The organism is Streptomyces rishiriensis, assembly GCF_003112535.1.
GTDB lineage: Bacteria > Actinomycetota > Actinomycetes > Streptomycetales > Streptomycetaceae > Streptomyces > Streptomyces rishiriensis.
Genome location: NZ_BEWA01000012.1, coordinates 704,160 through 728,361, shown reverse-complemented (window position 1 = coordinate 728,361; position 24,202 = coordinate 704,160). Strand labels below are relative to the sequence as shown.

The 24,202-nt window shown below is 73.6% G+C and carries 23 protein-coding genes; 15 read left to right on the top strand and 8 right to left on the bottom strand.

From position 1 onward, the window contains the following. Positions 1 to 21: 21 nt before the first annotated feature. Complete coding sequence (locus Sri02f_RS22575) at positions 22 to 897, bottom strand: hypothetical protein (protein WP_109003108.1); 876 nt, start codon at positions 895 to 897, stop codon at positions 22 to 24. Between the two features lie 436 nt (positions 898 to 1,333). On the opposite strand from Sri02f_RS22575, the gene rplM reads away from it, so the two are divergent. The 3 genes from rplM (at position 1,334) to glmM (ending at position 4,021) form a co-directional block, all read left to right on the top strand. Next, positions 1,334 to 1,777 (top strand): 50S ribosomal protein L13, encoded by a 444-nt coding sequence (rplM, locus tag Sri02f_RS22570; RefSeq protein WP_020132189.1) that lies wholly within the window; start codon positions 1,334 to 1,336, stop codon positions 1,775 to 1,777. Between the two features lie 44 nt (positions 1,778 to 1,821). Further along, positions 1,822 to 2,343 (top strand): 30S ribosomal protein S9, encoded by a 522-nt coding sequence (gene rpsI / locus Sri02f_RS22565; protein ID WP_069770389.1) that lies wholly within the window; start codon positions 1,822 to 1,824, stop codon positions 2,341 to 2,343. Positions 2,344 to 2,662: 319 nt separating this feature from the next. Beyond that, a complete protein-coding gene (glmM, locus tag Sri02f_RS22560; protein WP_109003107.1) occupies positions 2,663 to 4,021 on the top strand; it encodes a phosphoglucosamine mutase in 1,359 nt (452 codons plus the stop codon). A gap of 188 nt (positions 4,022 to 4,209) precedes the next feature. On the opposite strand, the gene Sri02f_RS22555 is transcribed toward glmM, so the two are convergent. Beyond that, a complete protein-coding gene (locus tag Sri02f_RS22555) occupies positions 4,210 to 5,148 on the bottom strand; it encodes a DUF389 domain-containing protein (protein WP_109003106.1) in 939 nt (312 codons plus the stop codon). A gap of 16 nt (positions 5,149 to 5,164) precedes the next feature. Further along, positions 5,165 to 6,133, bottom strand: a complete 969-nt coding sequence (gene coaA / locus Sri02f_RS22550) for a type I pantothenate kinase (RefSeq protein WP_167467601.1) — start codon at positions 6,131 to 6,133, stop codon at positions 5,165 to 5,167. A gap of 231 nt (positions 6,134 to 6,364) precedes the next feature. Here coaA and glmS point away from each other — a divergent pair, with 231 nt between their 5' ends. Then, complete coding sequence (gene glmS / locus Sri02f_RS22545) at positions 6,365 to 8,212, top strand: glutamine--fructose-6-phosphate transaminase (isomerizing) (protein ID WP_109003104.1); 1,848 nt, start codon at positions 6,365 to 6,367, stop codon at positions 8,210 to 8,212. A gap of 142 nt (positions 8,213 to 8,354) precedes the next feature. On the opposite strand, the gene Sri02f_RS22540 is transcribed toward glmS, so the two are convergent. Together Sri02f_RS22540 and Sri02f_RS22535 are read right to left on the bottom strand one after the other, a co-directional pair. Next, the gene (locus tag Sri02f_RS22540; RefSeq protein WP_109003103.1) at positions 8,355 to 10,142 is read right to left on the bottom strand and encodes a M16 family metallopeptidase; all 1,788 of its coding nucleotides are present in this window, start codon (positions 10,140 to 10,142) and stop codon (positions 8,355 to 8,357) included. Beyond that, positions 10,139 to 11,125 (bottom strand): hypothetical protein, encoded by a 987-nt coding sequence (locus Sri02f_RS22535; protein WP_109003102.1) that lies wholly within the window; start codon positions 11,123 to 11,125, stop codon positions 10,139 to 10,141. The genes Sri02f_RS22540 and Sri02f_RS22535 overlap by 4 nt, the downstream gene beginning before the upstream one ends. A gap of 145 nt (positions 11,126 to 11,270) precedes the next feature. On the opposite strand from Sri02f_RS22535, the gene Sri02f_RS22530 reads away from it, so the two are divergent. The 7 genes from Sri02f_RS22530 to Sri02f_RS41775 all read left to right on the top strand — a co-directional run bounded on the left by Sri02f_RS22530 (position 11,271) and on the right by Sri02f_RS41775 (position 17,738). After that, positions 11,271 to 11,642 carry a holo-ACP synthase gene (locus Sri02f_RS22530; RefSeq protein ID WP_109003101.1) on the top strand — a complete coding sequence of 124 codons (372 nt, stop codon included), beginning with the start codon at positions 11,271 to 11,273 and terminating at the stop codon, positions 11,640 to 11,642. A gap of 65 nt (positions 11,643 to 11,707) precedes the next feature. Next, a complete protein-coding gene (locus Sri02f_RS22525) occupies positions 11,708 to 13,162 on the top strand; it encodes an NAD(P)H-hydrate dehydratase (RefSeq protein WP_109003100.1) in 1,455 nt (484 codons plus the stop codon). Between the two features lie 305 nt (positions 13,163 to 13,467). Then, on the top strand, positions 13,468 to 14,340 hold the full coding sequence (locus tag Sri02f_RS22520; protein ID WP_109003099.1) for a L,D-transpeptidase family protein: 873 nt from the start codon (positions 13,468 to 13,470) through the stop codon (positions 14,338 to 14,340). Positions 14,341 to 14,374: 34 nt separating this feature from the next. Further along, positions 14,375 to 15,538, top strand: coding sequence for an alanine racemase (gene alr / locus Sri02f_RS22515; protein WP_109003098.1), 1,164 nt, complete (start codon positions 14,375 to 14,377; stop codon positions 15,536 to 15,538). Between the two features lie 88 nt (positions 15,539 to 15,626). Beyond that, positions 15,627 to 16,901 (top strand): alpha/beta fold hydrolase, encoded by a 1,275-nt coding sequence (locus Sri02f_RS22510; protein ID WP_109003097.1) that lies wholly within the window; start codon positions 15,627 to 15,629, stop codon positions 16,899 to 16,901. Next, positions 16,867 to 17,400 (top strand): tRNA (adenosine(37)-N6)-threonylcarbamoyltransferase complex ATPase subunit type 1 TsaE, encoded by a 534-nt coding sequence (tsaE, locus tag Sri02f_RS22505; protein ID WP_109003096.1) that lies wholly within the window; start codon positions 16,867 to 16,869, stop codon positions 17,398 to 17,400. Before Sri02f_RS22510 ends, tsaE begins: the two co-directional genes overlap by 35 nt. 164 nt (positions 17,401 to 17,564) lie before the next feature. Then, the gene (locus Sri02f_RS41775; protein ID WP_167467591.1) at positions 17,565 to 17,738 is read left to right on the top strand and encodes a hypothetical protein; all 174 of its coding nucleotides are present in this window, start codon (positions 17,565 to 17,567) and stop codon (positions 17,736 to 17,738) included. Positions 17,739 to 17,839: 101 nt separating this feature from the next. Here the strand turns inward: Sri02f_RS41775 and Sri02f_RS22500 are convergent, their stop codons facing one another. After that, positions 17,840 to 18,385 carry a hypothetical protein gene (locus Sri02f_RS22500; RefSeq protein WP_109003095.1) on the bottom strand — a complete coding sequence of 182 codons (546 nt, stop codon included), beginning with the start codon at positions 18,383 to 18,385 and terminating at the stop codon, positions 17,840 to 17,842. Positions 18,386 to 18,496: 111 nt separating this feature from the next. On the opposite strand from Sri02f_RS22500, the gene tsaB reads away from it, so the two are divergent. Genes tsaB through Sri02f_RS22480 form a run of 4 tightly spaced genes read left to right on the top strand, consistent with a single transcriptional unit; the run spans position 18,497 to position 21,077 of the window. Next, positions 18,497 to 19,150 carry a tRNA (adenosine(37)-N6)-threonylcarbamoyltransferase complex dimerization subunit type 1 TsaB gene (tsaB, locus tag Sri02f_RS22495; RefSeq protein ID WP_109003094.1) on the top strand — a complete coding sequence of 218 codons (654 nt, stop codon included), beginning with the start codon at positions 18,497 to 18,499 and terminating at the stop codon, positions 19,148 to 19,150. A gap of 41 nt (positions 19,151 to 19,191) precedes the next feature. Beyond that, entirely contained in the window at positions 19,192 to 19,701 is a 510-nt protein-coding gene (gene rimI / locus Sri02f_RS22490) for a ribosomal protein S18-alanine N-acetyltransferase (protein WP_109003221.1), read from the top strand. Continuing rightward, entirely contained in the window at positions 19,694 to 20,803 is a 1,110-nt protein-coding gene (gene tsaD, locus Sri02f_RS22485) for a tRNA (adenosine(37)-N6)-threonylcarbamoyltransferase complex transferase subunit TsaD (RefSeq protein WP_109003093.1), read from the top strand. The genes rimI and tsaD overlap by 8 nt, the downstream gene beginning before the upstream one ends. A 10-nt stretch (positions 20,804 to 20,813) precedes the next feature. Continuing rightward, the gene (locus Sri02f_RS22480; RefSeq protein ID WP_109003092.1) at positions 20,814 to 21,077 is read left to right on the top strand and encodes a hypothetical protein; all 264 of its coding nucleotides are present in this window, start codon (positions 20,814 to 20,816) and stop codon (positions 21,075 to 21,077) included. Between the two features lie 432 nt (positions 21,078 to 21,509). Here Sri02f_RS22480 and Sri02f_RS22470 read toward each other — a convergent pair whose 3' ends face one another. Both Sri02f_RS22470 and Sri02f_RS22465 read right to left on the bottom strand, forming a co-directional pair. Continuing rightward, entirely contained in the window at positions 21,510 to 21,848 is a 339-nt protein-coding gene (locus Sri02f_RS22470; protein WP_109003091.1) for a hypothetical protein, read from the bottom strand. 14 nt (positions 21,849 to 21,862) lie between these two features. Then, positions 21,863 to 24,193, bottom strand: coding sequence for a beta-xylosidase/alpha-l-arabinosidase (locus Sri02f_RS22465; protein ID WP_109003090.1), 2,331 nt, complete (start codon positions 24,191 to 24,193; stop codon positions 21,863 to 21,865). Between the last annotated feature and the right edge of the window lie 9 nt (positions 24,194 to 24,202).

Genomic DNA, 24,202 nt, shown 5'->3' with positions numbered 1-24,202 from the left:
CAGGCGCGGGGCCCGGGGCGGTCAGCCGGCGGCGGCCGACGCCTGGGCCTCGCCGCGGCGGCGGATCTGCTGGAACGCGAACTTGGACAGATCGTCGCCGGCGGTGAAGACGGCCGTGTCCTTCGTCGTGACGTCCTTGCCGTTGGTGAAGCCGGTGAGCGTGAAGTAGGCGTACCGGCCGTAGGAATTGGTCGTGGAGCGGCAGATCGCGCCGTCGCAGAACGACTTGACGGCCCCGCCGGAGAGGGCCTTGACGATGCTCTTGTTGTCGGCGGCCTGGCTCTTGACCTTGAGGGCCTGGGCCTCGGTGTCGAAGACGGCCACCCCGACCGTGACCGCGATGCCGTCCTTGGTGTAGGTGACGCGCATGACGCGGGTGCAGCCGTTCGCCGTGAGGATCTTGGGCAGGGTTCCCGCGGCGCCCGTGGTGCAGGTGGTGCTGTCGGCCTTGGGGCCCTTCTTGTACACGGTCGAGCCCATGGTGAGCTGGGTGCCGGGAAAGAGCAGGTCAGGGCCGTTGGGGGCGGTGTCCTTGGCCTTGCTGGAGATGAACTCCTTGGGGTCCAGCGGGGGCGGTGCGCTGGTCGGCGCGAAGGACGGGGTGCCGGACGCGCTCGGCAGTCCGGCGGTCCCGGGCAGCGAGGACGTCGGCTTGTTCGCCTCGCCGCTGCCGTTCGCCGACACCACGGCCATGGCCACGGCGGTGCCGACGGCGATCGTGGCGAGCGCGCCGCCGCCTATGAGGAGCACCCGGCGGCGCTTGTTGCGCGTCTCGGACGCCTCGGCGAGCGCGGCCCAGTCCGGGGTCCGCCCGTCATCGCCGGTGGCCCACGGCTGCTGGGAGTTCGGTTTCCACGGATCCCACTGGGACTGAGGTCCCCCCTGCCCATAGCTCATGGGGCGCATCTTAGACGGGCGGCGGGGGGTGCTGTTCCGCTTCAACGGGCGGGAGGGACAGCGGCCTTCGGGTGGTGAGTGCGGGCAAAGGCGACATCTCCGGGTGGTTGGTGCGGCGTTCTCCCAGGCCGACGGGCGGGGTGTGGCGCGGGACACTCCGGGGGGAGGTTTCCGGTCGTCTTCCCGCGGCGAGGCTGACATGTTCACGTGCGTGGGTCGGCCCCGTTTTGACCCGACCCCCAGGGCACGGGTATTCTGCTTCTTCGTTGTGTATTGGCTTGCTCTTCTCACGGGACGGGCCCTTACACCGGTCCACCGGGCCGATGACCAGCGACCAGCACGCGGTTTGCGTCACCGCAGTGCGGTCAGGGCTGTCGTGATCGTCTTCGGTGACCTTGTCAGGACCAATTCACTGAAGAAGCGAAGGCTACGAACCGTGCGTACGTACAGCCCCAAGCCCGGCGATGTGACGCGCCAGTGGCACGTCATCGACGCTCAGGACATCGTCCTGGGCCGTCTCGCCACCACTGCCGCGTCCCTTCTGCGGGGCAAGCACAAGCCGATCTACGCGCCCCACGTCGACACCGGTGACTTCGTCATCATCATCAACGCCGACAAGGTGCACCTCTCCGGCAACAAGCGGACCCAGAAGATGGCCTACCGCCACTCCGGGTACCCGGGCGGTCTGCGCTCCGTGCGCTACGACGACCTCCTCGCGAACAACCCGGAGAAGGCCGTCGAGAAGGCCGTCAAGGGCATGCTCCCCAAGAACACGCTCGGCCGTCAGATGCTCTCGAAGCTGAAGGTCTACAAGGGTGACGTGCACCCGCACGCGGCGCAGCAGCCCGTGCCGTTCGAAATCACCCAGGTCGCGCAGTAAGTCCGGCCACACCACCCCAAGCTGAAGAGAATCTGAGGAGAACCGTGGCCGAGACCACTGCCGAGCAGCCGCTCGAAGAGACCGAGCTCGTCGACATCGACAGCTACACCACCGAGTCCGAGGTCCCCGTCGAGGGTGAGTACACCTCGGAGTCCCTGGCGTCCCGCTTCGGCGAGGCCCAGCCCGCGGCCGGCCTGGGCCGTCGCAAGAACGCCATCGCCCGCGTCCGGATCGTTCCGGGCTCCGGGAAGTGGAAGATCAACGGTCGCACCCTCGAGGACTACTTCCCGAACAAGGTGCACCAGCAGGAAGTCAACGAGCCCTTCAAGGTGCTCGAGCTCGACAACCGCTACGACGTCATCGCCCGTATCTCGGGTGGCGGCGTCTCCGGTCAGGCCGGTGCGCTCCGTCTCGGTGTCGCCCGCGCGCTGAACGAGGCCGACGTCGACAACAACCGCGGCGCCCTCAAGAAGGCCGGCTTCCTCACGCGTGACGACCGCGCGGTCGAGCGCAAGAAGGCCGGTCTCAAGAAGGCCCGCAAGGCCCCGCAGTACAGCAAGCGCTAAGCTTCGCTGCCTGCTCGTACGTATTCCGGGTCGGGCCGGGTTCCGGTCCGCCCGCACGTACTCCGAACGCCCCGGCGGCACGCCACAGTGTCGCCGGGGCGTTCGTTTTCTCGCAGCTGTGGGCGTATAACGGCACAAGGTGCTCAAAGGCTTGTGTGATCGGATGTTCAGGGCATCGAATGCCTGAATGCAGCGCCGGAGTGCGGTGCTGGGCGCGGCGCCCGAACGCGGCGCCGGGATGCGGGAGCCGCCGCGGACCGGTCGTGCCGCCCGACGCGCCCGCAAGGCTTTTGAAACTGACGCTTCCTCAGGAGGACAAGTGGGACGACTCTTCGGCACGGACGGCGTGCGCGGTGTCGCCAACGCGGATCTGACGGCGGAGCTGGCGCTCGGCCTCTCGGTCGCGGCCGCGCACGTGCTGGCCGAGGCGGGGACGTTCGAGGGCCACCGGCCGGTGGCCGTCGTCGGACGGGACCCGCGTGCGTCCGGGGAGTTCCTGGAGGCCGCCGTGGTGGCCGGCCTGGCGAGTGCGGGTGTGGACGTGCTGAAGGTCGGCGTGCTGCCGACGCCCGCCGTCGCGTATCTCACCGGCGTGCTCGGCGCCGACCTCGGCGTGATGCTCTCCGCCAGCCACAACGCCATGCCCGACAACGGCGTCAAGTTCTTCGCCCGCGGCGGCCACAAGCTCGCCGACGAGCTGGAGGACCGGATCGAGTCCGTCTACGAGGAGCACCGCACCGGCGCTCCCTGGGACCGGCCGACCGGCAGCGGTGTCGGACGCGTGCGCTCGTACAGCGAGGGCTTCGACCGCTACGTCGCCCACCTCATCGCCGTCCTGCCGAACCGCCTCGACGGGCTGAAGATCGTCCTGGACGAGGCGCACGGCGCCGCGGCGCGGGTGTCGCCCGAGGCGTTCACGCGGGCCGGCGCGGAGATCGTGACCATCGGGGCCGAGCCGGACGGGCTCAACATCAACGACGGGTGCGGCTCGACCCACCTGGACAAGCTCAAGGCCGCGGTCATCGAGCACGGGGCCGACCTCGGCATCGCGCACGACGGGGACGCGGACCGCTGCCTCGCCGTGGACCACACGGGCGACGAGATCGACGGCGACCAGATCCTCGCGGTCCTGGCCCTGTCCATGCGGGAGCGGGGCGTGCTGCGCTCGGACACCGTTGTCGCGACCGTCATGTCCAACCTCGGCTTCAAGCTCGCCATGGAGCGCGAGGGCATCCAGCTGGTGCAGGCCGCCGTCGGCGACCGGTACGTGCTGGAGGAGATGAAGCAGCACGGCTACGCGCTCGGCGGTGAGCAGTCCGGGCACGTGATCATCCTCGACCACGCGACGACCGGTGACGGCACGCTGACCGGGCTGATGCTGGCGGCTCGCGTCGTCCAGAGCGGCCGGTCGCTGCGGGAGCTGGCCTCCGTGATGGAGCGGCTGCCGCAGGTGCTGATCAATGTGCCGGACGTCGACCGGTCCCGGGTCGGGGACTCGGCCGAGCTGGCGACTGCCGTCGGCGAGGCGGAGCGGGAGCTCGGGTCCACCGGGCGGGTGCTGCTCCGGCCTTCCGGGACCGAGCCGTTGGTGCGGGTGATGGTGGAGGCGGCCGACATCGACCAGGCCCGCGCTGTCGCCGGGCGGCTGGCGGACGCGGTGAAGTCGGCGCTGGGTTAGCCGACTGCGGCCGGTACGGTCCGGTCGGGTCCGATCAGATCAGATCAGATCCGATCGGGTCCTACCCGGTCCGGGGCGGGGGCCCTGCGCGGTGTGCGGGCTGCGGCTGCGGCCTCGGCCTGCGGTGCCGGCGCGGCGGAGCCGCGGCTCCGCCGCGCCGGCGCGGCCCCTGGACTGAGCGGCTCGCGCTACCCGGCGTGCACCCGTTGCCGTTGCCTCGACCAGAACCACTTCTGGGCCAGCAGGGTCAGGGTGCCCGCCAGGACGATGCCCAGCAGGTTCAGCAGGAGCTGTTCCGTGGAGCCCCAGGTCTGGCGGGTGTCGCCGTAACTGAGGGCCACGGCTGCGTTCGCGGCCGCCGGGACCGTCGTCACCGAGATGGCCACGCCGACCAGGGCGCCGGACTTCGCCGACGTCAGGGAGAGGGTGCCGGCGACTCCCGCCAGCAGGGCGACGATGAAGGAGAAGGCGTCGGGGGCGTAGACGAAGCCGGTCTGGGGGCGGTCGCCGTCCAGCTGCTCCCTGCTGAACTGACCGATGGCGTCCATGAAGAGGCTGAAGCCGACGGTCACCGCCATCGCCGCGGCGAAGCCGACCAGCAGGGCGATCAGGGAGCGCAGGGCGAGGCGGGGCGCCCGCTGCACGATCGACGTGGAGATGCCGGCCAGCGGGCCGAACTCCGGGCCCACCGCCATCGCCCCCACGATGAGGACCGCGTTGTCGAGGACCACGCCGCAGGCCGCGATCATCGTGGCCAGGGTGATGAACATGAGGTAGGTGACGGAGAGCGTCGACTCCTCGTGGGTGGCGTCGGTCAGGTGCTCCCACAGCACCGCGTCCGCGCCCTCGCCCGGCGCCTCCTCCTCGGCCTTGTCGGCGCGCAGGGAGAGCGACAGGTCGATGTTCTCCACGGCGATCGACCCGGTCTTGTCCAGGCCCAACTCCTGGAGGCCGGTGAGGAGTTCGTCCCCCGCCTCGCGTGCCACGTCGCACAGGACGACGTCGCCTGCCGGGTTGCGGGCGGCTCCCGGCAGGACGACGAGGTGTGCGGTGCCGACGGTCTTCTCGATCAGCCGGACCGCGGACTCGGTGGTGTCCGACGGGGTGATCAGGCGCAGGTGAAGCATGGGGGCAGGGTAGCCGTCAGAGTTTGCGCAGGCTCAGGCGTCGTACCTTGTGGTCCTGGCCCTTGCGGACCACGAGGGTGGCGCGGCCCCGGGTCGGGGCGATGTTCTCGACCAGGTTGGGCTTGTTGATGGTGCGCCAGAGACCGCGGGCGTAGTCGACGGCCTCCTCCTCGGAGACCTGGGTGTACTTCCTGAAGTACGAGTCCGGGTTCTGGAAGGCGGTCCGGCGCAGTTTCCGGAACCGGTTGAGGTACCAGCGCTCGATGTCCTCGGCGCTCGCGTCGACGTACACGCTGAAGTCGAAGTAGTCGGCGAGACCGACCCGGGTGCGGCCGTCCTTGCCGGGGAGCGCGGGCTGCAGCACGTTCAGGCCCTCGACGATGAGGATGTCGGGGCGGCGGACGGTGAGCTTGCGGTCCGGCACGATGTCGTAGATCAGGTGGGAGTAGACGGGGGCCGTGACCTCGCCCTTGCCCGCCTTGATGTCGGCCACGAAGCGGGTCAGGGCGCGTCGGTCGTAGGACTCGGGGAAGCCCTTGCGGGACATCAGCCCGCGGGCTTCCAGCTCCCTGGTCGGGAGCAGGAAGCCGTCCGTGGTGACCAGCTCGACACGGGGGTGCTCGGGCCAGCGGGAGAGCAGCGCCTGCAGGAGGCGGGCGACCGTCGACTTGCCCACCGCCACGGAGCCCGCGACGCCTATCACGAACGGGGTGCCGGACTGCGAGCCCTGTTCGCCGAGGAAGGTGTTGAGCGCGCCGCGCAGACCGTCCGTCGCGCCGACGTAGAGGTTGAGCAGACGGGACAGCGGGAGGTAGATGTCACGCACCTCGTCGAGGTCGATGACGTCGCCCAGACCGCGCAGCTTCTCGACCTCCTCGGCCGTCAGCGGCAGCGGGGTCTTCTCGCGCAGCGCACTCCACTCGCTGCGGGTGAGGTCGACGTAGGGAGTCGCCTCCGGCCTGTGCCGGTGGGCGCTCCGGGGCATCGGGGAGACCGGGGAGATCACACTCCATTGTTAACGGAGTTTGAACGGGACGGCAGGTGGGTTCCGTCACGCTCTTCCCGATCCGGCCGCCCGCGGACCTGGAGGGGGGCAGGGGTAACGCCGGGGGTGGCGACGGTTTCTCTGTTCTCGGTCTTCGTTCGCCGTGGGAATTTCCGAAATCGGGCACGTGGAGCCTCTTTCGGGAGGGGGTTTCGCCGTACGCTGCCGATCATGTGCGGAATCGTGGGATACGTGGGGTCTCAGTCGGCGCTCGACGTCGTCATGGCCGGACTGAAGCGGCTGGAGTACCGGGGGTACGACTCGGCGGGCGTCGCCGTGCCGGCCGACGGAGGGCTCGCCGCGGCGAAGAAGGCGGGCAAACTCCTCAACCTGGAGAAGGAACTGACGGAACGGCCGTTGCCGGCCGGGACGACGGGCATCGGGCACACCCGGTGGGCCACGCACGGCGCGCCGACGGACGGCAACGCCCACCCTCATCTCGACAACGCCGGCCGCGTCGCCGTCGTGCATAACGGGATCATCGAGAACTTCGCCGTGCTGCGGGCCGAACTCGCCGAGCGCGGACACGAGTTGCTCTCCGAGACCGACACCGAGGTGGTGGCGCATCTGCTCGCCGAGGAGTTCTCGGTCACCGCCGACCTCGCGGAGGCCATGCGGCTGGTGTGCCGACGCCTGGAGGGAGCGTTCACGCTGGTCGCGGTGCACGCCGACGAGCCGGACGTGGTGGTCGGCGCGCGCCGCAACTCGCCGCTGGTGGTGGGCGTGGGCGAGGGCGAGGCGTTCCTCGCCTCGGACGTGTCCGCGTTCATCGCCCACACGCGCTCGGCGATCGAGCTGGGGCAGGACCAGGTCGTCGAGCTGCGCCGGGACGGTGTGACGGTCACCGGCTTCGACGGATCCGCGGCCGACGTGCGCTCGTACCACATCGACTGGGACGCCTCGGCCGCGGAGAAGGGCGGCTACGACTACTTCATGCTCAAGGAGATCGCCGAGCAGCCGAAGGCCGTCGCCGACACGCTGCTGGGCCGCATCGACGCCTCCGGCGCGCTGAGCCTCGACGAGGTGCGGATCCCGGCCGCCGAGCTGCGGGAGGTGGACAAGGTCGTCATCGTCGCCTGCGGCACGGCCTTCCACGCGGGGCTCATCGCCAAGTACGCCATCGAGCACTGGACGCGCATCCCGTGCGAGGTGGAGCTGGCGAGCGAGTTCCGCTACCGGGATCCCATCCTCGGCTCACGGTCGCTCGTCATCGCCGTCTCGCAGTCCGGCGAGACCATGGACACCCTGATGGCGCTGCGGCACGCCCGCGAGCAGGGCTCCAAGGTGCTCGCCATCTGCAACACCAACGGGTCGACGATCCCCCGCGAGTCGGACGCCGTGCTCTACACGCACGCCGGGCCGGAGGTGGCCGTCGCGTCCACCAAGGCGTTCCTGACCCAGCTGGTGGCCTGCTACCTGGTCGCCCTCTATCTGGCGCAGGTCCGCGGCGCCAAGTGGGGGGACGAGATCCGGGCCGTCGTGAAGGATCTCGCGCGGATGCCCGGCGAGGTCGAGCGGGTGCTGGAGACGATGGAGCCGGTGCGGGAGCTGGCGCGGTCGCTCGCCGGGAAGGACACGGTGCTGTTCCTCGGGCGGCACGTGGGCTATCCCGTCGCGCTGGAAGGGGCGCTGAAGCTGAAGGAGCTCGCCTACATGCACGCGGAGGGGTTCGCGGCGGGGGAGCTGAAGCACGGGCCCATCGCGCTCATCGAGGACGACCTGCCGGTCGTCGTGGTGGTGCCCTCGCCGCGCGGACGGTCCGTCCTGCACGACAAGATCGTGTCCAACATCCAGGAGATCCGGGCGCGCGGGGCGCGGACCATCGTGATCGCCGAGGAGGGCGACGAGGCGGTCGTGCCGTACGCCGACCATCTCGTGCGCGTCCCTGTCACGCCGGTGCTGCTGCAGCCGCTGGTCGCGACGGTGCCGTTGCAGGTGTTCGCGTGCGAGCTGGCGACAGCCCGGGGCAACGAGGTCGATCAGCCGCGGAACCTGGCGAAGTCCGTCACCGTGGAGTAGCCCGCCGGGGAGGGGCCTGTGGGGAGGGGCCCGTGGGGGAGTGGCCCGTGGGGGAGCGGCGGCCCGTCCGCCGGGCCGCTCCTGGATCGCCTCGGCCTTCCAGGAGCGGCCCCGGGGCGGGCGGGTCAGCTCCGCCTGCGCGTCAGCTCCGCCTGCGCGTCCTGCGTGCCGCGAACACCTTCCAGGTCGCGAAGACGAGCGGGAGCTCCATGATCCAGACGCCCGCGACCGCGTCCCACTCCGGGGCGGCGGCCGAGGCCTCGTCGGCCGTGATCACCGCGCAGAGCAGGCCCCAGACCACCGCGAGCAGGCCCACGAGCCACAGCGCGGCGGTCCAGCCCCAGGTGGAGCGGCCGCCGCCGGACGCCGGCGCGGAAGCCCGCTCGCGCGGCCGGGGGATGCGGTCGGGTTCGCGGGCCGGCATCGGCACCGTCGCCTGCCGGGGCACGGCCGCGTCGATCGCCGCGATGCGGTCCGGCGTCACGCCCCGGAAGAGGGTGGGCTCCACGTTCACCGAGAAGCCGTCGTGGCCGGTGAGGGCGCGGGAGCCGTCCGGCCGGGTGGTCATCGCCGCGCAGGCGTCGTAGCGGACGGTGATCGGGCCCCCCGGGGTCAGCAGGCTCACGCCCTCGTCGCCGACGACCAGGGTGACGTTCTCGTCCTCCAGGGACTGGTGGCGGGTGCCGGTGACCGTGGTCGTCGAGCGCTGTGGGGCGAGCGTCAGCCCCGCCCAGTCGACGCCCCGGCCGGGTACCTGCAGGAGCGCGTTCTCCCATGCCTCACCGGCCACCTCGCGCAGGTCCTGGGTGGTCACCGCGTTCAGCTCCGCCTTGTGCTGCTCGGGGCTGAGGACGGGGTGGCCGAGCAGCAGGCTCAGCGCGTACGAGGGCAGGGTGGCGGCGCCCAGGTCGGGGGCGTCGAACATCTTGAGGAGCTTGCCGCGGGCGGAGTCCAGCTCGGCCTGCTCGATGCGGCCCGCGCGCAGCCGGGCGAGGGTGTCGACGAAGCCGCCGACGACCGCGTCCTGCTTCTGCGGAAGGGCGTCGGCGTAGGCGGTGAGGGTGGCGAAGTCGGCGTCGCGCGGGCTGTAGTCGGCCTCCGCGGAGTAGGAGTAGCCGCCCTCCTGGCGCAGGTCCTGGAAGAGGGCCCGGCCGAGCACGTCGGCGAAGACGCTCGCCGCGGTGGAGCGGCGCAGCACCGAGGTGAGGACGACATGGCCGTCGCCGCCGCTGATGTACGCGGGGGTGGCGGGCAGGGCGCTGGTCGCGGCCGGCGCGGGGAAGCGGGAGCCGGCGGGGAGGGTGAGGTCCAGGCCGTCGGGGATGCGGTCGCTGGTGATCCACAGCACCGCGTTGTCCCTGGTGAAGCGGGTCTCGGCCCAGGAGCGGACCTGGTCGGGCGTCAGGCCCCAGGTGCCGAGCTCGCTGTAGCTGGACAGACCGTAGCTCTGGGCGCCGTAGCGCCACAGCGGCATCTGCTGCTGGGGACCGCCGCCGCGGCCGGCCGCCTCGGTGCGCAGGATCTCCTTCTCGGTCTCCAGCCGCTGCATCGGCAGGTCCCGCAGGCCCGCGCACACGCCGTTGAGGTACTCGACGACCTCGTCCTCGCGGCCGGTCACGAGGAAGAGGGTGTAGGCGTTCGCCGTCGCGCCGTTGTAGTGCAGGTCGGACAGGCCCAGGCGGTGCAGCGCGAGGTGCTCCACGAGGTGGGTGATGCCGGCGGTGGCCAGGGTCTCGTCGGCGCGGCCCACCCGGAAGAAGAGACCGGCGGTGATCTCCTTGCCGGAGGCGGGGGCGTAGAGGGCGGGAATGCCGTCGACGGCGGTGTGCGCGACCAGGCCGTCCAGGGCGGCGAGGCCCTCCGCAGCGGCGAGGCCGTCGGCGCCGTCGGCGCTGTGGACGGGGTCGTGCTTGTGCAGGTCCGTGGTCATCGGGCGCCTCCTCGGGTGTCCAGCGCGGCCTTGCGGCACTTGAGGAACGACGACGTCTTGTCGGGCAGGTAGTACCAGGGGGACTCCGACGCGCGGTCGCCGAGGAACGCGAAGTGCGGGGCCGCGTCGGCCCAGTGGTTGCCGAGCGAGAACGCGAACGCGAACGCGTTGTGCGCGCCGATCGAGTTCCAGTCGGGCCGGTGGGCGGGGTGCAGCACGGACACCTGGGCGGCGTGCCGCAGGTCGTCGCGGACCGACAGGCCCCGCATGTAGGCCGCGTCCTCGCCGCTGTCCAGGTCCAGCCAGCGCTCGATGTGCGCGAGAGCCACCAGGGCGCCGGAGTGCGAACCGTCGGGGGCGGCGGTCGCGCACTCGCGCGCGAAACCGTGCGCCGCCTCCCAGGAGCCGCCCCACTTCGGGCACAGCTGCTGCAGCAGCTGCGTCTGGGCGCGGAAGTGGTGCGGATGGTGGGCGGACAGCCGGTCGTAGCGGCGGCGCGCCTCGGCCTGCCCCAGCTGCAGACCGCGCGCGGTCATCAGCCGGGCGGTCCACGCGGGCGCGTGGCCGGGATGCTCGGCGCAGACCTCGATCAGTAGCTGCTCGGCCCGCCGCAGCCAGTCGTGGAACTGGGCGAACTGGTCCTGCGAGACGTTCTGGGCGCGGGCGCCGCTGCGGATGTCCCAGCCGATGTAGACGTACCGCTCGGCGAGCAGCGCGCGCGGCAGCGGCTCGCCGGGGTCCTCGGCGGCCGCCCGCTCCAGGAAGTTCTCGACGCCGGCGATGTCGGCGAGGAGGCTGGAGGCCGAGGCGAGCTCGTCGACCGAGCCCAGCCCCGCGAACCAGGCCCGCACGGCGGGCCAGTCCCCGGCCTGCGCCGCGGTGCGCATCGGGATCAGCTCGGGCGCGTTGTCGTACGGGTCGAAGGTCGGCCCCGGAGAACCCGGCGCTCTGCCGTTGGTCGTGCCGTCGGTGGTGCTGGTCATGCCCCCGCCCCCTGGCGTCGCTGTCCGCGGCGCGCGGGCTGGCCCCCCAGGGCGCGCGGCGGTGAAAGTCTGCTTCCGACTTGACGTGATCAAGTCGCCGCAGGCTAGCAGCAGACGGTGACAACGCGGCCTTAGGGTGCTCGGCATGAGCATCATCGGGGTCGGTATCGACGTGGCCGAGATCGAGCGGTTCGCGGCGTCGCTGGAACGGACGCCGGGGCTCGCCCGACGGCTGTTCCTGGACAGCGAGTTGCTGCTGCCCGGCGGGGGCCGCAGGGGGGTCGCCTCGCTGGCGGCGCGGTTCGCCGCGAAGGAGGCGCTCGCCAAGGCGCTGGGGGCTCCGCCCGGGCTGCTGTGGACGGACGCGGAGGTGTACGTCGAGGAGAGCGGGCGGCCGCGGCTGCGGGTGCGCGGGAGCGTCGCCGCCCGGGCGGCCGAACTGGGCGTCACGGGATGGCATGTGTCGTTGAGTCATGACGCGGGCGTCGCCTCGGCGGTGGTGGTGGCCGAGGGCTGAGCCGACGGCGTGCGACGGCGTGCGACGGCGTGCGACGGCGGCACGGGCGGGGGCAGACTCGACGTATGCGTACTGCCTACTGTGTCGAGACCGTCCGTCGTGCCGAACGGGAGCTGATGGCCCGGGTCCCGGAGGGGGCGCTGATGCAGCGGGCCGCCGCCGGGCTCGCCGCCGCCTGCGCGGACCTGCTGGGGCGGGTGTACGGGCGACGGGTCGTGCTGCTGGTCGGCAGCGGCGACAACGGGGGCGACGCCCTGTACGCCGGCGCTCGGCTCGCCCGGCGGGGCGCGGGCGTCGCGGCGGTGCTGCTGGCGCCGGAGCGCGCGCATGCCGGCGGGCTGGCCGCCCTGCTGCGCGCGGGTGGACGCACGGTCGCGCCCGGCGGGGCGCAGGAAGCCGTCCGGCGGGCGGACCTCGTGCTCGACGGGATCGTGGGGATCGGCGGCCGGGGCGGTCTGCGGCCGGAGGCGGCCGCGCTGGCCGCGCTCGCCGCCGGGGCCCGGGCCGCCGTCGTCGCCGTCGACCTGCCCAGCGGCGTCGACGCCGACACCGGCGAGGTGCCCGGCGGCGCGATCCGCGCCGACCTGACCGTCACGTTCGGCGCCCACAAGCCGGGGCTGCTCGTCGATCCCGCGCGCGAGTACGCCGGGTCGGTGCGGCTCGTCGACATCGGGCTCGGGGCCGAACTGCCCGACCGGCCCGAACTGGAGGCCCTGCAGCACGCGGACGTTGCCGCCCTGCTGCCGACGCCGGGCGGGGAGAGCGACAAGTACCGGCGGGGCGTCGTCGGGATCGCCGCCGGGTCCGACCGCTATCCGGGGGCCGCCGTGCTGGCCGTGGCGGGCGCGCTGCGCGGCGGGGCGGGGGCCGTGCGGTACGTCGGTCCGGCCGGGAACACGGTCCTCGCGCGGTTTCCCGAGACCCTGGTGTCCGACCGGGGGCCCGAGCAGGCCGGGCGGGTACAGGCCTGGGTCGTCGGGCCCGGGGCCGGGGACGACGCGGAGACGGTGGCGGAGGTGCTGGCCGCCGACGTGCCGGTGCTCGTCGACGCCGACGGGCTGCGGCTCGCGGACGCCGCCGCGGTGCGCGGCCGCACCGCGCCGACGCTGATGACCCCGCACGCCGGGGAGGCGGCCGCGCTGCTGGGGGTGACACGCGAGGAGGTGGAGCGGGCCCGGCTGGCCGCGGCGCGCGAGCTGGCGGCGCGCTACCGGGCGACCGTGCTGCTGAAGGGGTCGACGACGCTCGTCGCGGACGCGGGGGGCGAGGGCGTGGTGCGGGTGAACGCCACGGGGACGGCCTGGCTGGCCACCGCCGGCAGCGGGGACGTCCTGTCGGGGCTCGCGGGTTCGCTGCTCGCGGCCGGGCTGAGCGCGCTGGACGCCGGGAGCGTGGGCGCGTATCTGCACGGCCTGGCCGGTCGCTTCGCCGCCCACGGCGCGCCGGTGGGGGCCCACGACGTGGCCGAGGCGATCCGCGAGGCCTGGCGAGACGTGCGGGACCGGACCGTGCGGGACTGAGCCGTACGGGACTGAGCCGTACGGGACCGGGCCGTACGGGACCGGGCCGCGCGGGATCGTGGTGAGCGGACCGTTCGGGACCGGACCGGACCGGGCGGGACCGGGCGGGTTGAGCGACTCGGCCGCCCTGTACGCCCAGGGGGCGACCGCCCCGCCAGGCCTGGGCCCCGCCGGTCCGTACGCCTGGGCCCCGCCGGTGTGTACGCCCGGGGCGGCCGGTCCGTACGCCCGGGGCGGCCGCTCGTAAGGGTGACCTCGCCGCGCGCCGCTCCTGGTCCCCGGCGGGACCGCGTTTGTCTGATCGGATGATCAGAACACGAGTCGCCGCCGTCGTCCTGGCCGCCGTCTCCCTGCTGCCCCTGGCGAGCACCGCCCGGGCCGCCCCCGCTCCGCCCGACCCCGGGATCCGGCTCGTGCCCGGGGCGCCGCCGGGGGTGTCGGGGCCCTGGCTGATCGACACGCCCGACCAGGCGCTCCCGCCCACGGTGTACGAGCCGACCGCCGCCGAGGACGCCGTCGAGCCGCCGGACGCCGTGCCCGGCGCCTATGCGCTGGTCGAGTACGTGCCGCTGGCGGACCTCGTCTCCCGCACGGCCTGCACCACGCGGACCGGGCCGTATCAGCGGGCGGTCGAGCGATGGCTGAAGCGGCCGGCGGACGGCAAGCAGTCGGCCGCCGACTGCGAGGCGATCCGCGCCTTCCAGCGTGCGCAGGGGATCACCCCCGCGATCGGGTTCGCGGGGCCCGTCACCTGGGCGCGGATGCAGCTGGTCGCCGCGCGCGGCAACCCGAACGCGAAGAAGAAGTGCCCGGTGCGCTCGTACCGGGTCGCGTGCGTCGACCTCGACCGCCAGCTCACCTGGGTGCAGAAGGGGACGAAGGTCGTCTTCGGGCCCGTGTCGATGCGCAGCGGGCGGGCCGCCCATCCGACCCGCAAGGGCTGGCACACCATCTACTGGCGGCACAAGAACCATGTGTCCAGCCTGTACGGCACCCCCATGCCGTACGCCCAGTTCTTCGACGGCGGGGAGGCCTTCCACGCCGTCTACGGCACCATCCACACCACCGTCGGCTCGATGGGATGCGTCAACCTCACCCTGGGCGACGCCCGCACGTTGTGGGGCGTGCTGAAGAAGGGCGACCGGGTCTACGTGTGGGGGCGGCGGCCCGGTACCTGAGGGGTGGTCCGGGCGCTCTGAGACACTGGGCGCGATGAGTGAGACTGCCGCCCTGAACACCGCCCCGTCGCGCGCCCGCGCCGAGATCGACCTGGCCGCGCTGCGGGCCAATGTGCGCACCCTGCGCGCCACGGCGCAGGGTGCGGCGTTCATGGCCGTGGTGAAGGCCGACGGATACGGCCACGGCGCGCTGCCGTGCGCCCGCGCCGCCGTCGAGGCCGGCGCCACCTGGGTGGGCACCGCCACACCCGAGGAGGCGCTGGCGCTGCGCGCGGACGGCGCCCTGCCGGCCGACGTCCGGATCATGTGCTGGCTGTGGACGCCGGGCGGCCCCTGGCGGGAGGCGGTCGAAGCCGGACTCGACCTGTCCGTGAGCGGCCTGTGGGCGCTGCGCGAGGTCGAGCAGGCGGCCCGCGCCGCCGGCCGGCCGGCCCGGGTGCAGCTCAAGGCCGACACCGGCCTCGGACGCAACGGCTGCCAGCCTGCCGACTGGCCCGCGCTCGTGGCGCAGGCGCTGCGCGCCGAGCGCGAGGGGCTGCTGCGGATCACCGGCCTGTGGTCGCACTTCGCCTGCGCCGACGAGCCCGGGCACCCTTCCATCGCCGCCCAGCTCGCCCTCTTCCACGAGATGACGGCCCACGCCGAGAAGGAAGGCGCCCGGCCGGAGGTGCGGCACATCGCCAACTCCCCGGCCACGCTCACGCTCCCGGAGACCCACCTCGACCTCGTCCGCCCGGGCGTCGCGATGTACGGCCTCTCGCCCGCTCCCGAGCTGGGCTCCTCCGCCGACCTCGGGCTGCGCCCGGTCATGACCCTCGCGGCCCCGCTGGCCCTGGTGAAGCACGTCCCGGGCGGCCACGGCGTGAGCTACGGCCACCACTACCTGACCCCGGGGGAGACGACGCTCGGCCTGGTGCCCCTCGGGTACGCCGACGGCGTTCCGCGGCACGCCTCCGGGACCGGCCCGGTGCTGATCGGCGGCAAGTGGCGGACGGCCGCCGGACGCATCGCGATGGACCAGTTCGTCGTGGACCTCGGCGGCGATGAGCCCGGGCCCGGGGCGGAGGCGGTCCTCTTCGGCCCCGGCGACCGGGGCGAGCCCACGGCGCAGGACTGGGCGCAGGCGGCCGGAACCATCGGATACGAGATCGTCACGCGCATCGGAGTGCGGGTTCCCCGCGTCTATGTGAATGAATGACGCGTCCGGCGCCCGACTCAGGTGAATGCGCAACGAGACGGGTATCCGGCAGTCAGGTGACGGACATCGGCCGAAGAGGGAGCGGTACGTGAGCGAGAGCAGTGCGGAGGTGGTGGCGTCCGGCGCGGAGGCGGTGGCGAGCGTCGCCACGGCGGTCGTCGCCGCCTCCGCCACGGGGGCGGCCGGGGGCTGGCGCCGGACGACCGGCGTCGCGGGAGCCGCGATAGGCGTGATCGCCGCGGGCGCCGCGGCGGGCGTGGCCCTGGAGCGGATGACCGTGGGGCGCGGCATGCGGGCGAAGGCCCGGCTGGCCCTGGACTCGGCGGGGCCGTACGGCGGGCTCCGCGGCGCCCCGGGCAGGGCGAGCGCCGACGACGGCACCGAGCTCTACTACGAGGTCGACGAGGCCGAGCCGCAGGGCGGGCCGCCGAACCGGCGGCGCAGGCTGTTCGGACGCAAGGCGCCGCTCCCCGTCACCGTGGTCTTCAGTCACGGCTACTGCCTCAACCAGGATTCCTGGCACTACCAGCGGGCGGCCCTGCGGGGCGTCGTGCGGACCGTGTACTGGGACCAGCGCAGCCACGGGCGCTCCGAGCGGGGCCGGGCCCAGACCCGGGACGGCGTGCCGGTCACCATCGACCAGCTGGGGCGGGATCTGAAGGCCGTCCTCGACGCAGCCGTGCCGGAGGGGCCGATCGTGCTGGTCGGGCACTCGATGGGCGGGATGACGGTGATGGCCCTGGCCGCGCTGTACCCCGAGCTCATCCGCGACCGGGTGGTGGCCACGGCTTTCGTCGGCACCTCGTCCGGGCGGCTCGGCGAGGTCAACTTCGGGCTGCCGGTCGCGGGCGTGAACGCCGTGCGGCGGGTGCTGCCGGGCGTGCTGAAGGCCCTCGGGCAGCAGGCGGCCCTGGTGGAGAAGGGGCGGCGGGCGACCGCCGACCTGTTCGCCGGGATCATCAAGCGGTACTCGTTCGCCTCGCGGGACGTGGACCCGGCCGTGGCGAGGTTCGCCGAGCGGATGATCGAGGGCACGCCGATCGACGTGGTCGCCGAGTTCTATCCGGCGTTCACCGATCACGACAAGACCGAGGCGCTCGCCTGCTTCACGGACATACCGGTGCTGGTGCTGGCCGGTATCGGGGATCTGGTCACGCCGAGCGAGCACAGCGAGGCCATCGCCGACCTGCTGCCGGACGCGGAGCTGGTGCTCGTGCCGGACGCCGGGCACCTGGTGATGCTGGAACATCCGGAAGTGGTCACCGACCGGCTCGCCGACCTGCTCACCCGTGCCGGCGCCGTGCCCGCAGGAGCTACCGTGAACGGTTATGGAAGCACCAGCAGCACCGCACAGCCCGGCTGAGCCCGAGGCGGCGGAGAACCACGTGGACATCGTCGTCGGCTCCCCCGAGGCGATGGGGGACATGGGCCGTCGCCTGGCCGGGCTGTTGCGCGCCGGTGATCTCGTGATGCTCAGCGGAGAGCTCGGGGCAGGCAAGACGACGCTGACCCGCGGGCTCGGCGAGGGTCTCGGGGTCCGGGGCGCGGTCACCTCGCCGACCTTCGTGATCGCCCGTGTGCACCCCTCGCTGGCCGGCGGCCCCCCGCTCGTCCACGTCGACGCGTACCGCCTGGGCGGCGGGCTCGACGAGATGGAGGACCTCGACCTCGACGTCTCGCTGCCGGACTCGGTGATCGTCGTGGAGTGGGGCGAGGGCAAGGTCGAGGAGCTGACCGACGACCGGCTGCACATCCGCATCCACCGGGCCGTCGGCGACACCTCCGACGAGGTGCGCCATGTGACGGTGACGGGGCTCGGGCAGCGGTGGGCCACGGCGGACCTCGGCGTGCTGTCGGCCTGACGTCCCGGACGCGGCCGCCCGGAGCCCCGGGCGGCCCGCTCGTGAGTGTTCCGACAGGACGTCGGCAAGATGTTGCGCCCGGCGTGTTCTCCGTGGTCACATGGTATCAAGTTCGTGGTTAGGTCTACCTAACCACGCCCGCCCCCGAATCGCAGGAGGCGTTCATGCCGGTCCCCGAGCCCACGCCCCGACCCGCACGGCCGTCCCCGCTCGCCGGCGTGTCGATGCGCGACCTGCTGGCCTCCTGCGCGGCCGCGGAAGCCGTCTCGACGCCGCCGCGGCTGCCCGATCCGGCGACGGTCGCGAGCGCCCCGGCCAGGCGCCGCAGGGCCGCCTGACGCCTCCGCGGACGCGGCCCGGGATCACTCCTACGGGGGTCCCTCCCAGGGCCTGCCGACGCCCTGCGGCCCGGCCCGAACGGCAGTCCCTACGGCAGTCCCTAGGGGACCACGACGACCCCTCGTCCGATCGTCGCGAACGTCCACATCGCGGCGCCGTCCGCGACGGTCTCCCGGATGCCGCCCGTGCGCACCGTCGGGTCCGGCTCCGGCATCGAGCCGTCCAGCGCCGCGCTGAAGCCGATCGTCGCGTTCTGCACGGTGGTGAAGCGCACCACGTGCTCGATGGGGGTGCCGTCGGAGCCGGTGACGGCGCCCGAGCGCGAGGTGACGACATAGCTGCCCGGGGGCGGGTCCACGCTGCCGGGGGCGACCTTGAACGTACGCGTGACCACGTCGTTCGGCCCGACCAGCCAGACCCGGTCGCCGGTCAGGGAGTAGACGACCCGCTCGCCCGCGCCCGACCCGGCCGGCAGCGCGGTCGGATGCCGTGGGTCCCGGGGGGCCTTCTTCGCCGGGACCCCGCCGCGCTGCCCCCCGGCCAGGCCGGCGGGCGTGCCGGCCGAGGCCTGGAAGGCGAGGAACCCGACCGCCGCCAGGGCCGCCGCGGTGAGCCCGGCCACGAACGTCGAGCTGTTGCTTGGCATCGCCGACCGTCCCGTCTGTCCTGTACGTCACGTTTCGCGGCGACGTTAGCAGTGATCGGACGTTCAGCCGCCGCGGCCGTTTCCGGGGCACGGGAGCCGTAGGCTGTTTGCGTGCTCTTGCTCGCTCTGGATACCGCCACCCCCGCCGTCACCGTCGCGCTGCACGACGGCACGGACGTCGTCGCCTCCTCCGCCCAGGTGGACGCGCGCCGGCACGGTGAGCTGCTGCTGCCCGCCGTCGACCGGCTCCTGGCCGTGGCCGGGCTGCGGCTCGACGCCGTCACCGGGATCGTCGTCGGCGTCGGCCCCGGCCCCTACACCGGTCTGCGCGTCGGCCTGATGACCGCCGACACCTTCGGACTCGCGCTCGGCGTCCCCGTGTACGGCCTGTGCACGCTCGACGGGCTCGCGTACGCGTCCGACCTCGAAGGCCCCTTCGTCGTGGCGACCGACGCCCGCCGCAAGGAGGTCTACTGGGCCCGCTACGCCGACGTCCGCACGCGGCTCTCGGGCCCCGCCGTGGACCGGCCCGCAGACATCGCCGACGAGGTGGCCGGGCTGCCCGCCGTCGGCGCGGGCGCGCTGCTGTACCCGGACGCCTTCCCGAACGCGCACGAGCCCGAGCACGTCTCCGCCGCGGCGCTCGCGGGTCTCGCCGCCGAGAGGCTGGCCGCGGGCGAGGAGCTCCCGGCCCCGCGCCCGCTGTACCTGCGCCGGCCGGACGCCCAGGTGCCCAAGAACTACAAGGTGGTCACCCCCAAGTGACCGAGACCGTCAACCCGCCCGGGCAGCCCGTGCTGCGCGAGATGCGCTGGTGGGACATCGAGCCCGTGCTGGAACTGGAGAAGGACCTCTTCCCCGAGGACGCCTGGTCGCGGGGCATGTTCTGGTCCGACCTGGCCCACGCCCGCGGCCCCGAGGCGACCCGGCGGTACCTCGTCGCCGTCGACCGGCGCGAGGACGGCGACGGGAGCGCCGGCGAGCGGATCGTCGGGTACGCCGGTCTGGCCGCCGCCGGGGACCTCGCCGACGTCCAGACCATCGCCGTCGCCCGCGAGCACTGGGGCACCGGCCTCGGCGGCCGCCTGCTGACGGAACTGCTGCGCGCGGCGACCGCGTTCGAGTGCGCCGAGGTCATGCTGGAGTGCCGGATCGACAACATCCGCGCCCAGAAGCTCTACGAACGCTTCGGCTTCGAGGCCATCGGCTTCCGCCGCGGCTACTACCAGCCGGGGAACGTGGACGCCCTGGTGATGCGCCTGACCGACCCGACGACATCCGTAGCCGGAACGCAAGGAACCGAGACCCATGGCTGACGAACCCCTCGTACTGGGGATCGAGACCTCCTGCGACGAGACCGGCGTCGGCGTCGTGCGCGGCACGACCCTGCTGGCGGACGCGATCGCCTCCAGCGTCGACGAGCACGCCCGCTTCGGCGGGGTCGTGCCCGAGGTGGCCTCCCGGGCCCACCTGGAGGCGATGGTCCCGACCATCGACCGGGCGCTGAAGGAAGCGGGAGTGAGCCCGAGGGACCTCGACGGCATCGCGGTCACGGCCGGCCCCGGTCTCGCCGGCGCGCTGCTGGTCGGCGTCTCGGCGGCGAAGGCGTACGCCTACGCCCTCGGCAAGCCGCTCTACGGCGTGAACCACCTCGCCTCGCACATCTGCGTGGACCAGCTGGAGCACGGCGCGCTGCCCGAGCCGACCATGGCCCTGCTGGTGTCGGGCGGCCACTCCTCGCTGCTGCTGTCCGCCGACATCACCTCCGACGTCCGTCCGATGGGCGCGACCATCGACGACGCGGCGGGCGAGGCCTTCGACAAGATCGCCCGGGTGCTGAACCTGGGCTTCCCGGGCGGCCCGGTCATCGACCGCTACGCGCGCGAGGGCGATCCGTCGGCCATCGCGTTCCCGCGCGGCCTCACCGGCCCGCGCGACCCGGCGTACGACTTCTCCTTCTCCGGGCTGAAGACGTCGGTCGCCCGCTGGATCGAGGCGAAGCGGGCGGCGGGCGAGGAGGTGCCGGTGCGGGACGTGGCGGCCTCCTTCCAGGAGGCGGTCGTGGACGTCCTGACCCGCAAGGCCGTGCGGGCCTGCAAGGACGAGGGCGTCGACCACCTGATGATCGGCGGCGGCGTCGCCGCGAACACCCGGCTGCGGGCCCTGGCCCAGGAGCGCTGCGAGGCCGCCGGCATCCGGCTGCGCGTGCCGCGCCCCAAGCTGTGCACGGACAACGGCGCGATGGTGGCGGCGCTGGGCGCGGAGATGGTGGCCCGGGGTCGCGCCGCGTCGAGCTGGGACCTGTCGGCGGACTCCTCGCTGCCGGTGACCGAGCCGCATGTGCCGGGCAGCCCGCACGGTCATGGCCACGGCCACGACCATGTGCACGAGACCGCCAAGGACAACCTGTACTCGTGAGGATCGCGTCGTGAGCGTCGCACTGATGTGGGAAGCCCGGGCGGTCGCCGGGCGGGGCGAGGAACTGCTGGCGTGGGCGCGCGCGCAGGAGCTGGCGCCGCGGCCGCTGCGCCGGGAGACCTTCCGGGCCCCGCAGGACCGGGTGCTGGTGATCACCTGGTGGGACGCCGGGTACGACGCCGCCGGGCTTCCCGAACTGCCCGAGCCCGACGGTGAGTTGGTGACCCGGGCGGTGCACCGGTGGCGGTTCGAGCCGGTGGGGGCTGAGGGCTGAGGGCTGCGGGCTGCGGGTGCCACCCGGCGGCTGTGGACGCCGTCGGCCTGCCGTCGTAGCGGCCGGTCCGGCTCGGGCGGGTCTGGAGTTCGGCGACCTCGGGGCCGGTGTCGCCCGGGCGGAGGCCCGGGGGCGTGAACCCCGTGGGGCCGGGCCCGGCGGGCGCGGTGCCGGTCGCGCCGGTGGACGACGTCGGGGACGGCCCGGCGGAGCGGGAGGCAGGCCCCGAGTCCGGAGCGGAGGCCGGGGCGGAGGCGGACGGCCCGGCGGAGCGGGAGGGGCTCGGTGACGGCCGGCTCCGGGAGGCGCGGGCGGACGGCCGTCCGGCCGTCGTCCCGGTCTCGGACGTCTCACCGGGCACCGGCGCCGGACGCCCCCGGATCGCCCGCCCGGCAGCGCCCACGCGCGTCGCGCTCCCGGCCGGCCGTGGCCCTACGGCTGGGGCGACGACAGGGCCCACACCGAGGTGAGCAGGGTCGCCCCACACAGGGCGAGAGCCACGGTGCCGGTCGGTGAGCCGTCGGTCAGCGACAGGCCCGAGGCGGCGCCGACGGTCGTGCCGGCGAAAGCGGCCGACGCTCCGCGCCACCACGGCGGGGCGTCAGGCACGGCCGTGGTGGCCGGGAGGATGAACGCGTCCCGCAGGTCGGCGCGGGTCGCCTCGCGGTCGAAGACGACGAACGGGGGCCGGTGGTCGCGGGGGCGTTCATGGGGTTCCCGTCGTGCGCCTGGGGTGTCGGCAGATGTCGGCGGATTCTGACACGCCGGCACCCCGGGCCCGCACCTCAGGTGCGCTGGACCTCCACGTCGCAGTGCAGCCGCCGCTCGACGCCCACCTCGCGCACCGGTCCGGTCAGCCGCACCCGGGCCACCTCCCGCACGTCCGCGCTGGACGCGGCCAACCGCAGTTCCAGCGCACCGGGTTCGACGATCCGCCGGCCGTCGCGGTCGGTGAACGCCGACAGGTCGGCGTGGAAGCGGAACGCTACCCGCGCCGACTCGCCCGCCGCCAGCTCCAGCCGGCGGTAGCCGATCAGGCGGACGTCGGGACGGGTCACGCTCGCCACCGGGTCGTGCAGATACAGCTGCACGACCTCCGTGCCCGCCCGGTCGCCGGTGTTGCGCACGGTGAGGGCCACGTCGTACGAGCCGTCCGTCGGGATCTCCGCGTCGGGGCCGGTGAAGTCCTCCCAGGCGAACGTCGTGTACGTGCGCCCGTGGCCGAAGGCGTACAGCGGGGTCGGGTCCAGGCTGCTGACCTCGCCCGCCAGGCCCAGCGGAGGCTGGAGGTAGGTCCAGGGCTGGCCGCCCGGCACGCGCGGCACGCTCACCGGGAGGCGGCCCGAGGGGTTCACCCGGCCCGACAGCACTCCCGCCACCGCCGGACCGCCCTCCTCACCCGGGAAGAACGCCTGGACGACCGCCCCCAGCCGCCCGTGCCAGCGGCCCAGCGCGTAGGGGCGTCCGGTGAGCAGGACGAGGACGACCGGGACGCCCGTCGCCACCAGTCCGTCCAGCAGCTCGCCCTGGACGCCCGGCAGGCTGAGGTCGGCCACGTCGCAGCCCTCGCCGGAGGTGCCCCGGCCGAACAGGCCGGCCCGGTCGCCGAGGACGGCCACGCACACGTCCGCCTCCGCCGCCCGCGCGACGGCCTCCGCCGCCCGCGCGACGGCCTCCGCGAAGCCGGACGGGTCCGGGTCGGAGACCCCGCAGCCCTCCGTGAACGTGACCTTCGCGTCGGGGAGTTCGGCCCGCAGCGACTCCAGCAGGGTCGGGATCTCGATGCCCGTCTCGACGCCGGGGTGGTGCGGCAGGACGTGGGAGGGGAAGGAGTAGCAGCCGAGCATCGCCAGGGCGTCCGCGGCCCGCGGGCCGACCACCGCGATCCGGGCGTCGGGGGCGAGGGGGAGCAGTCCGTCGGGGTTGTCCAGCAGGACCACCGACTCCTCCGCCAGCCGGCGGGCAAGCACCCGGTTCGCCGCCGGGTCGAGGTCGACCGACTCGGAGGTCTCGGGCCGCCAGTCCTCGTCCAGTAGGCCCAGTTCGCACTTCTGGAGCAGCACGCGGCGGGCCGACCGGTCCACCAGCTCCTCCGGGATCTCGCCCGCGCGGACGGCCGCGACCAGCGACGCGCCGTAGTACTTCACCGTGGGCAGCTCGACGTCGACGCCGGCCCTCAGGGCGAGGCCGGCCGTCTCCGCGGGGGTGCCGGCCACCCGGTGCAGGGTCTGCAGGAAGGCGATGCCGAAGTAGTCGGCGACGACCGTGCCGGTGAAGCCCCACTCCTCCCGCAGCAGCCGGGTCAGCAGCTCGGGGTCGGCGGAGGCCGGGACGCCGTCGCGTTCGGTGTAGGCCGCCATCACCGAGCGGGCGCCGCCCTCGCGCAGCGCCATCTCGAACGGGGGCAGCGTCACGTCCGCGAACTCCCGGGTGCCCGCCCGCACCGGGGCCAGGTTGCGGGCCCCCGCCGAGGAGGCGTACCCGGCGAAGTGCTTGAGCGTGGCGACCAGGCCGGCCGATTCGAGCCCGCGCACATAGGCCGTGCCGACCGTGCCCACCAGATACGGGTCCTCGCCGATCGTCTCCTCGACCCGTCCCCAGCGCGGGTCGCGGACGACGTCCAGGACGGGGGCCAGACCCTGGTGGACGCCGACCGCGCGCAGGTCGCGGCCGATCGCCCGGCCCATCTCCTCCACCAGCGGCGGGTCGAAGGCGGCGCCCCAGGCCAGCGGCACCGGATAGGCGGTGGCCCGCCAGGCGGTGAAGCCGGCCAGGCACTCCTCGTGGGCGACCGCCGGGATGCCGAAGCGGCCCGCGTCGGCGATCTGCCGCTGGGCGAGGGCGAGGGCCCGGGCGCCGAGGCCCGGCTCCACGGGGGCGGTGCCGAAGGAACGGGTCAGCTGGCCGAGCCCGCGGGTGATCAGCTCGTCGTAGTCCTCGGCGGGATCGGCGCTCATGTCGTGCTGGTGGGGGGCGACTCCGTCGCCGTCCGTCGCGGCGCCCACCCACACGCCGTACAGCTGGGCGGTCTTCTCCTCCAGGGTCATCCGGGAGAGGAGGTCGTCGACGCGGGCGGCGGCGGGCAGGGCGGGGTCACGCCAGGGGGCGGTGGTCATGAAACTCCT

Excerpts from the sequence above, each read along its gene's own strand:
- Sri02f_RS22575 (WP_109003108.1), bottom strand. The coding sequence starts at position 897 with ATGAGCTATGGGCAGGGGGGACCTCAGTCCCAGTGGGATCCGTGGAAA.
- Sri02f_RS22555 (WP_109003106.1), bottom strand. The coding sequence starts at position 5,148 with ATGCTTCACCTGCGCCTGATCACCCCGTCGGACACCACCGAGTCCGCG.
- coaA (WP_167467601.1), bottom strand. The coding sequence starts at position 6,133 with ATGCCCCGGAGCGCCCACCGGCACAGGCCGGAGGCGACTCCCTACGTC.
- glmS (WP_109003104.1), top strand. The coding sequence starts at position 6,365 with ATGTGCGGAATCGTGGGATACGTGGGGTCTCAGTCGGCGCTCGACGTC.
- Sri02f_RS22540 (WP_109003103.1), bottom strand. The coding sequence starts at position 10,142 with ATGACCACGGACCTGCACAAGCACGACCCCGTCCACAGCGCCGACGGC.
- Sri02f_RS22535 (WP_109003102.1), bottom strand. The coding sequence starts at position 11,125 with ATGACCAGCACCACCGACGGCACGACCAACGGCAGAGCGCCGGGTTCT.
- Sri02f_RS22530 (WP_109003101.1), top strand. The coding sequence starts at position 11,271 with ATGAGCATCATCGGGGTCGGTATCGACGTGGCCGAGATCGAGCGGTTC.
- Sri02f_RS22525 (WP_109003100.1), top strand. The coding sequence starts at position 11,708 with ATGCGTACTGCCTACTGTGTCGAGACCGTCCGTCGTGCCGAACGGGAG.
- Sri02f_RS22520 (WP_109003099.1), top strand. The coding sequence starts at position 13,468 with ATGATCAGAACACGAGTCGCCGCCGTCGTCCTGGCCGCCGTCTCCCTG.
- alr (WP_109003098.1), top strand. The coding sequence starts at position 14,375 with ATGAGTGAGACTGCCGCCCTGAACACCGCCCCGTCGCGCGCCCGCGCC.
- tsaE (WP_109003096.1), top strand. The coding sequence starts at position 16,867 with ATGGAAGCACCAGCAGCACCGCACAGCCCGGCTGAGCCCGAGGCGGCG.
- Sri02f_RS41775 (WP_167467591.1), top strand. The coding sequence starts at position 17,565 with ATGCCGGTCCCCGAGCCCACGCCCCGACCCGCACGGCCGTCCCCGCTC.
- Sri02f_RS22500 (WP_109003095.1), bottom strand. The coding sequence starts at position 18,385 with ATGCCAAGCAACAGCTCGACGTTCGTGGCCGGGCTCACCGCGGCGGCC.
- rimI (WP_109003221.1), top strand. The coding sequence starts at position 19,192 with ATGCGCTGGTGGGACATCGAGCCCGTGCTGGAACTGGAGAAGGACCTC.
- tsaD (WP_109003093.1), top strand. The coding sequence starts at position 19,694 with ATGGCTGACGAACCCCTCGTACTGGGGATCGAGACCTCCTGCGACGAG.
- Sri02f_RS22465 (WP_109003090.1), bottom strand. The coding sequence starts at position 24,193 with ATGACCACCGCCCCCTGGCGTGACCCCGCCCTGCCCGCCGCCGCCCGC.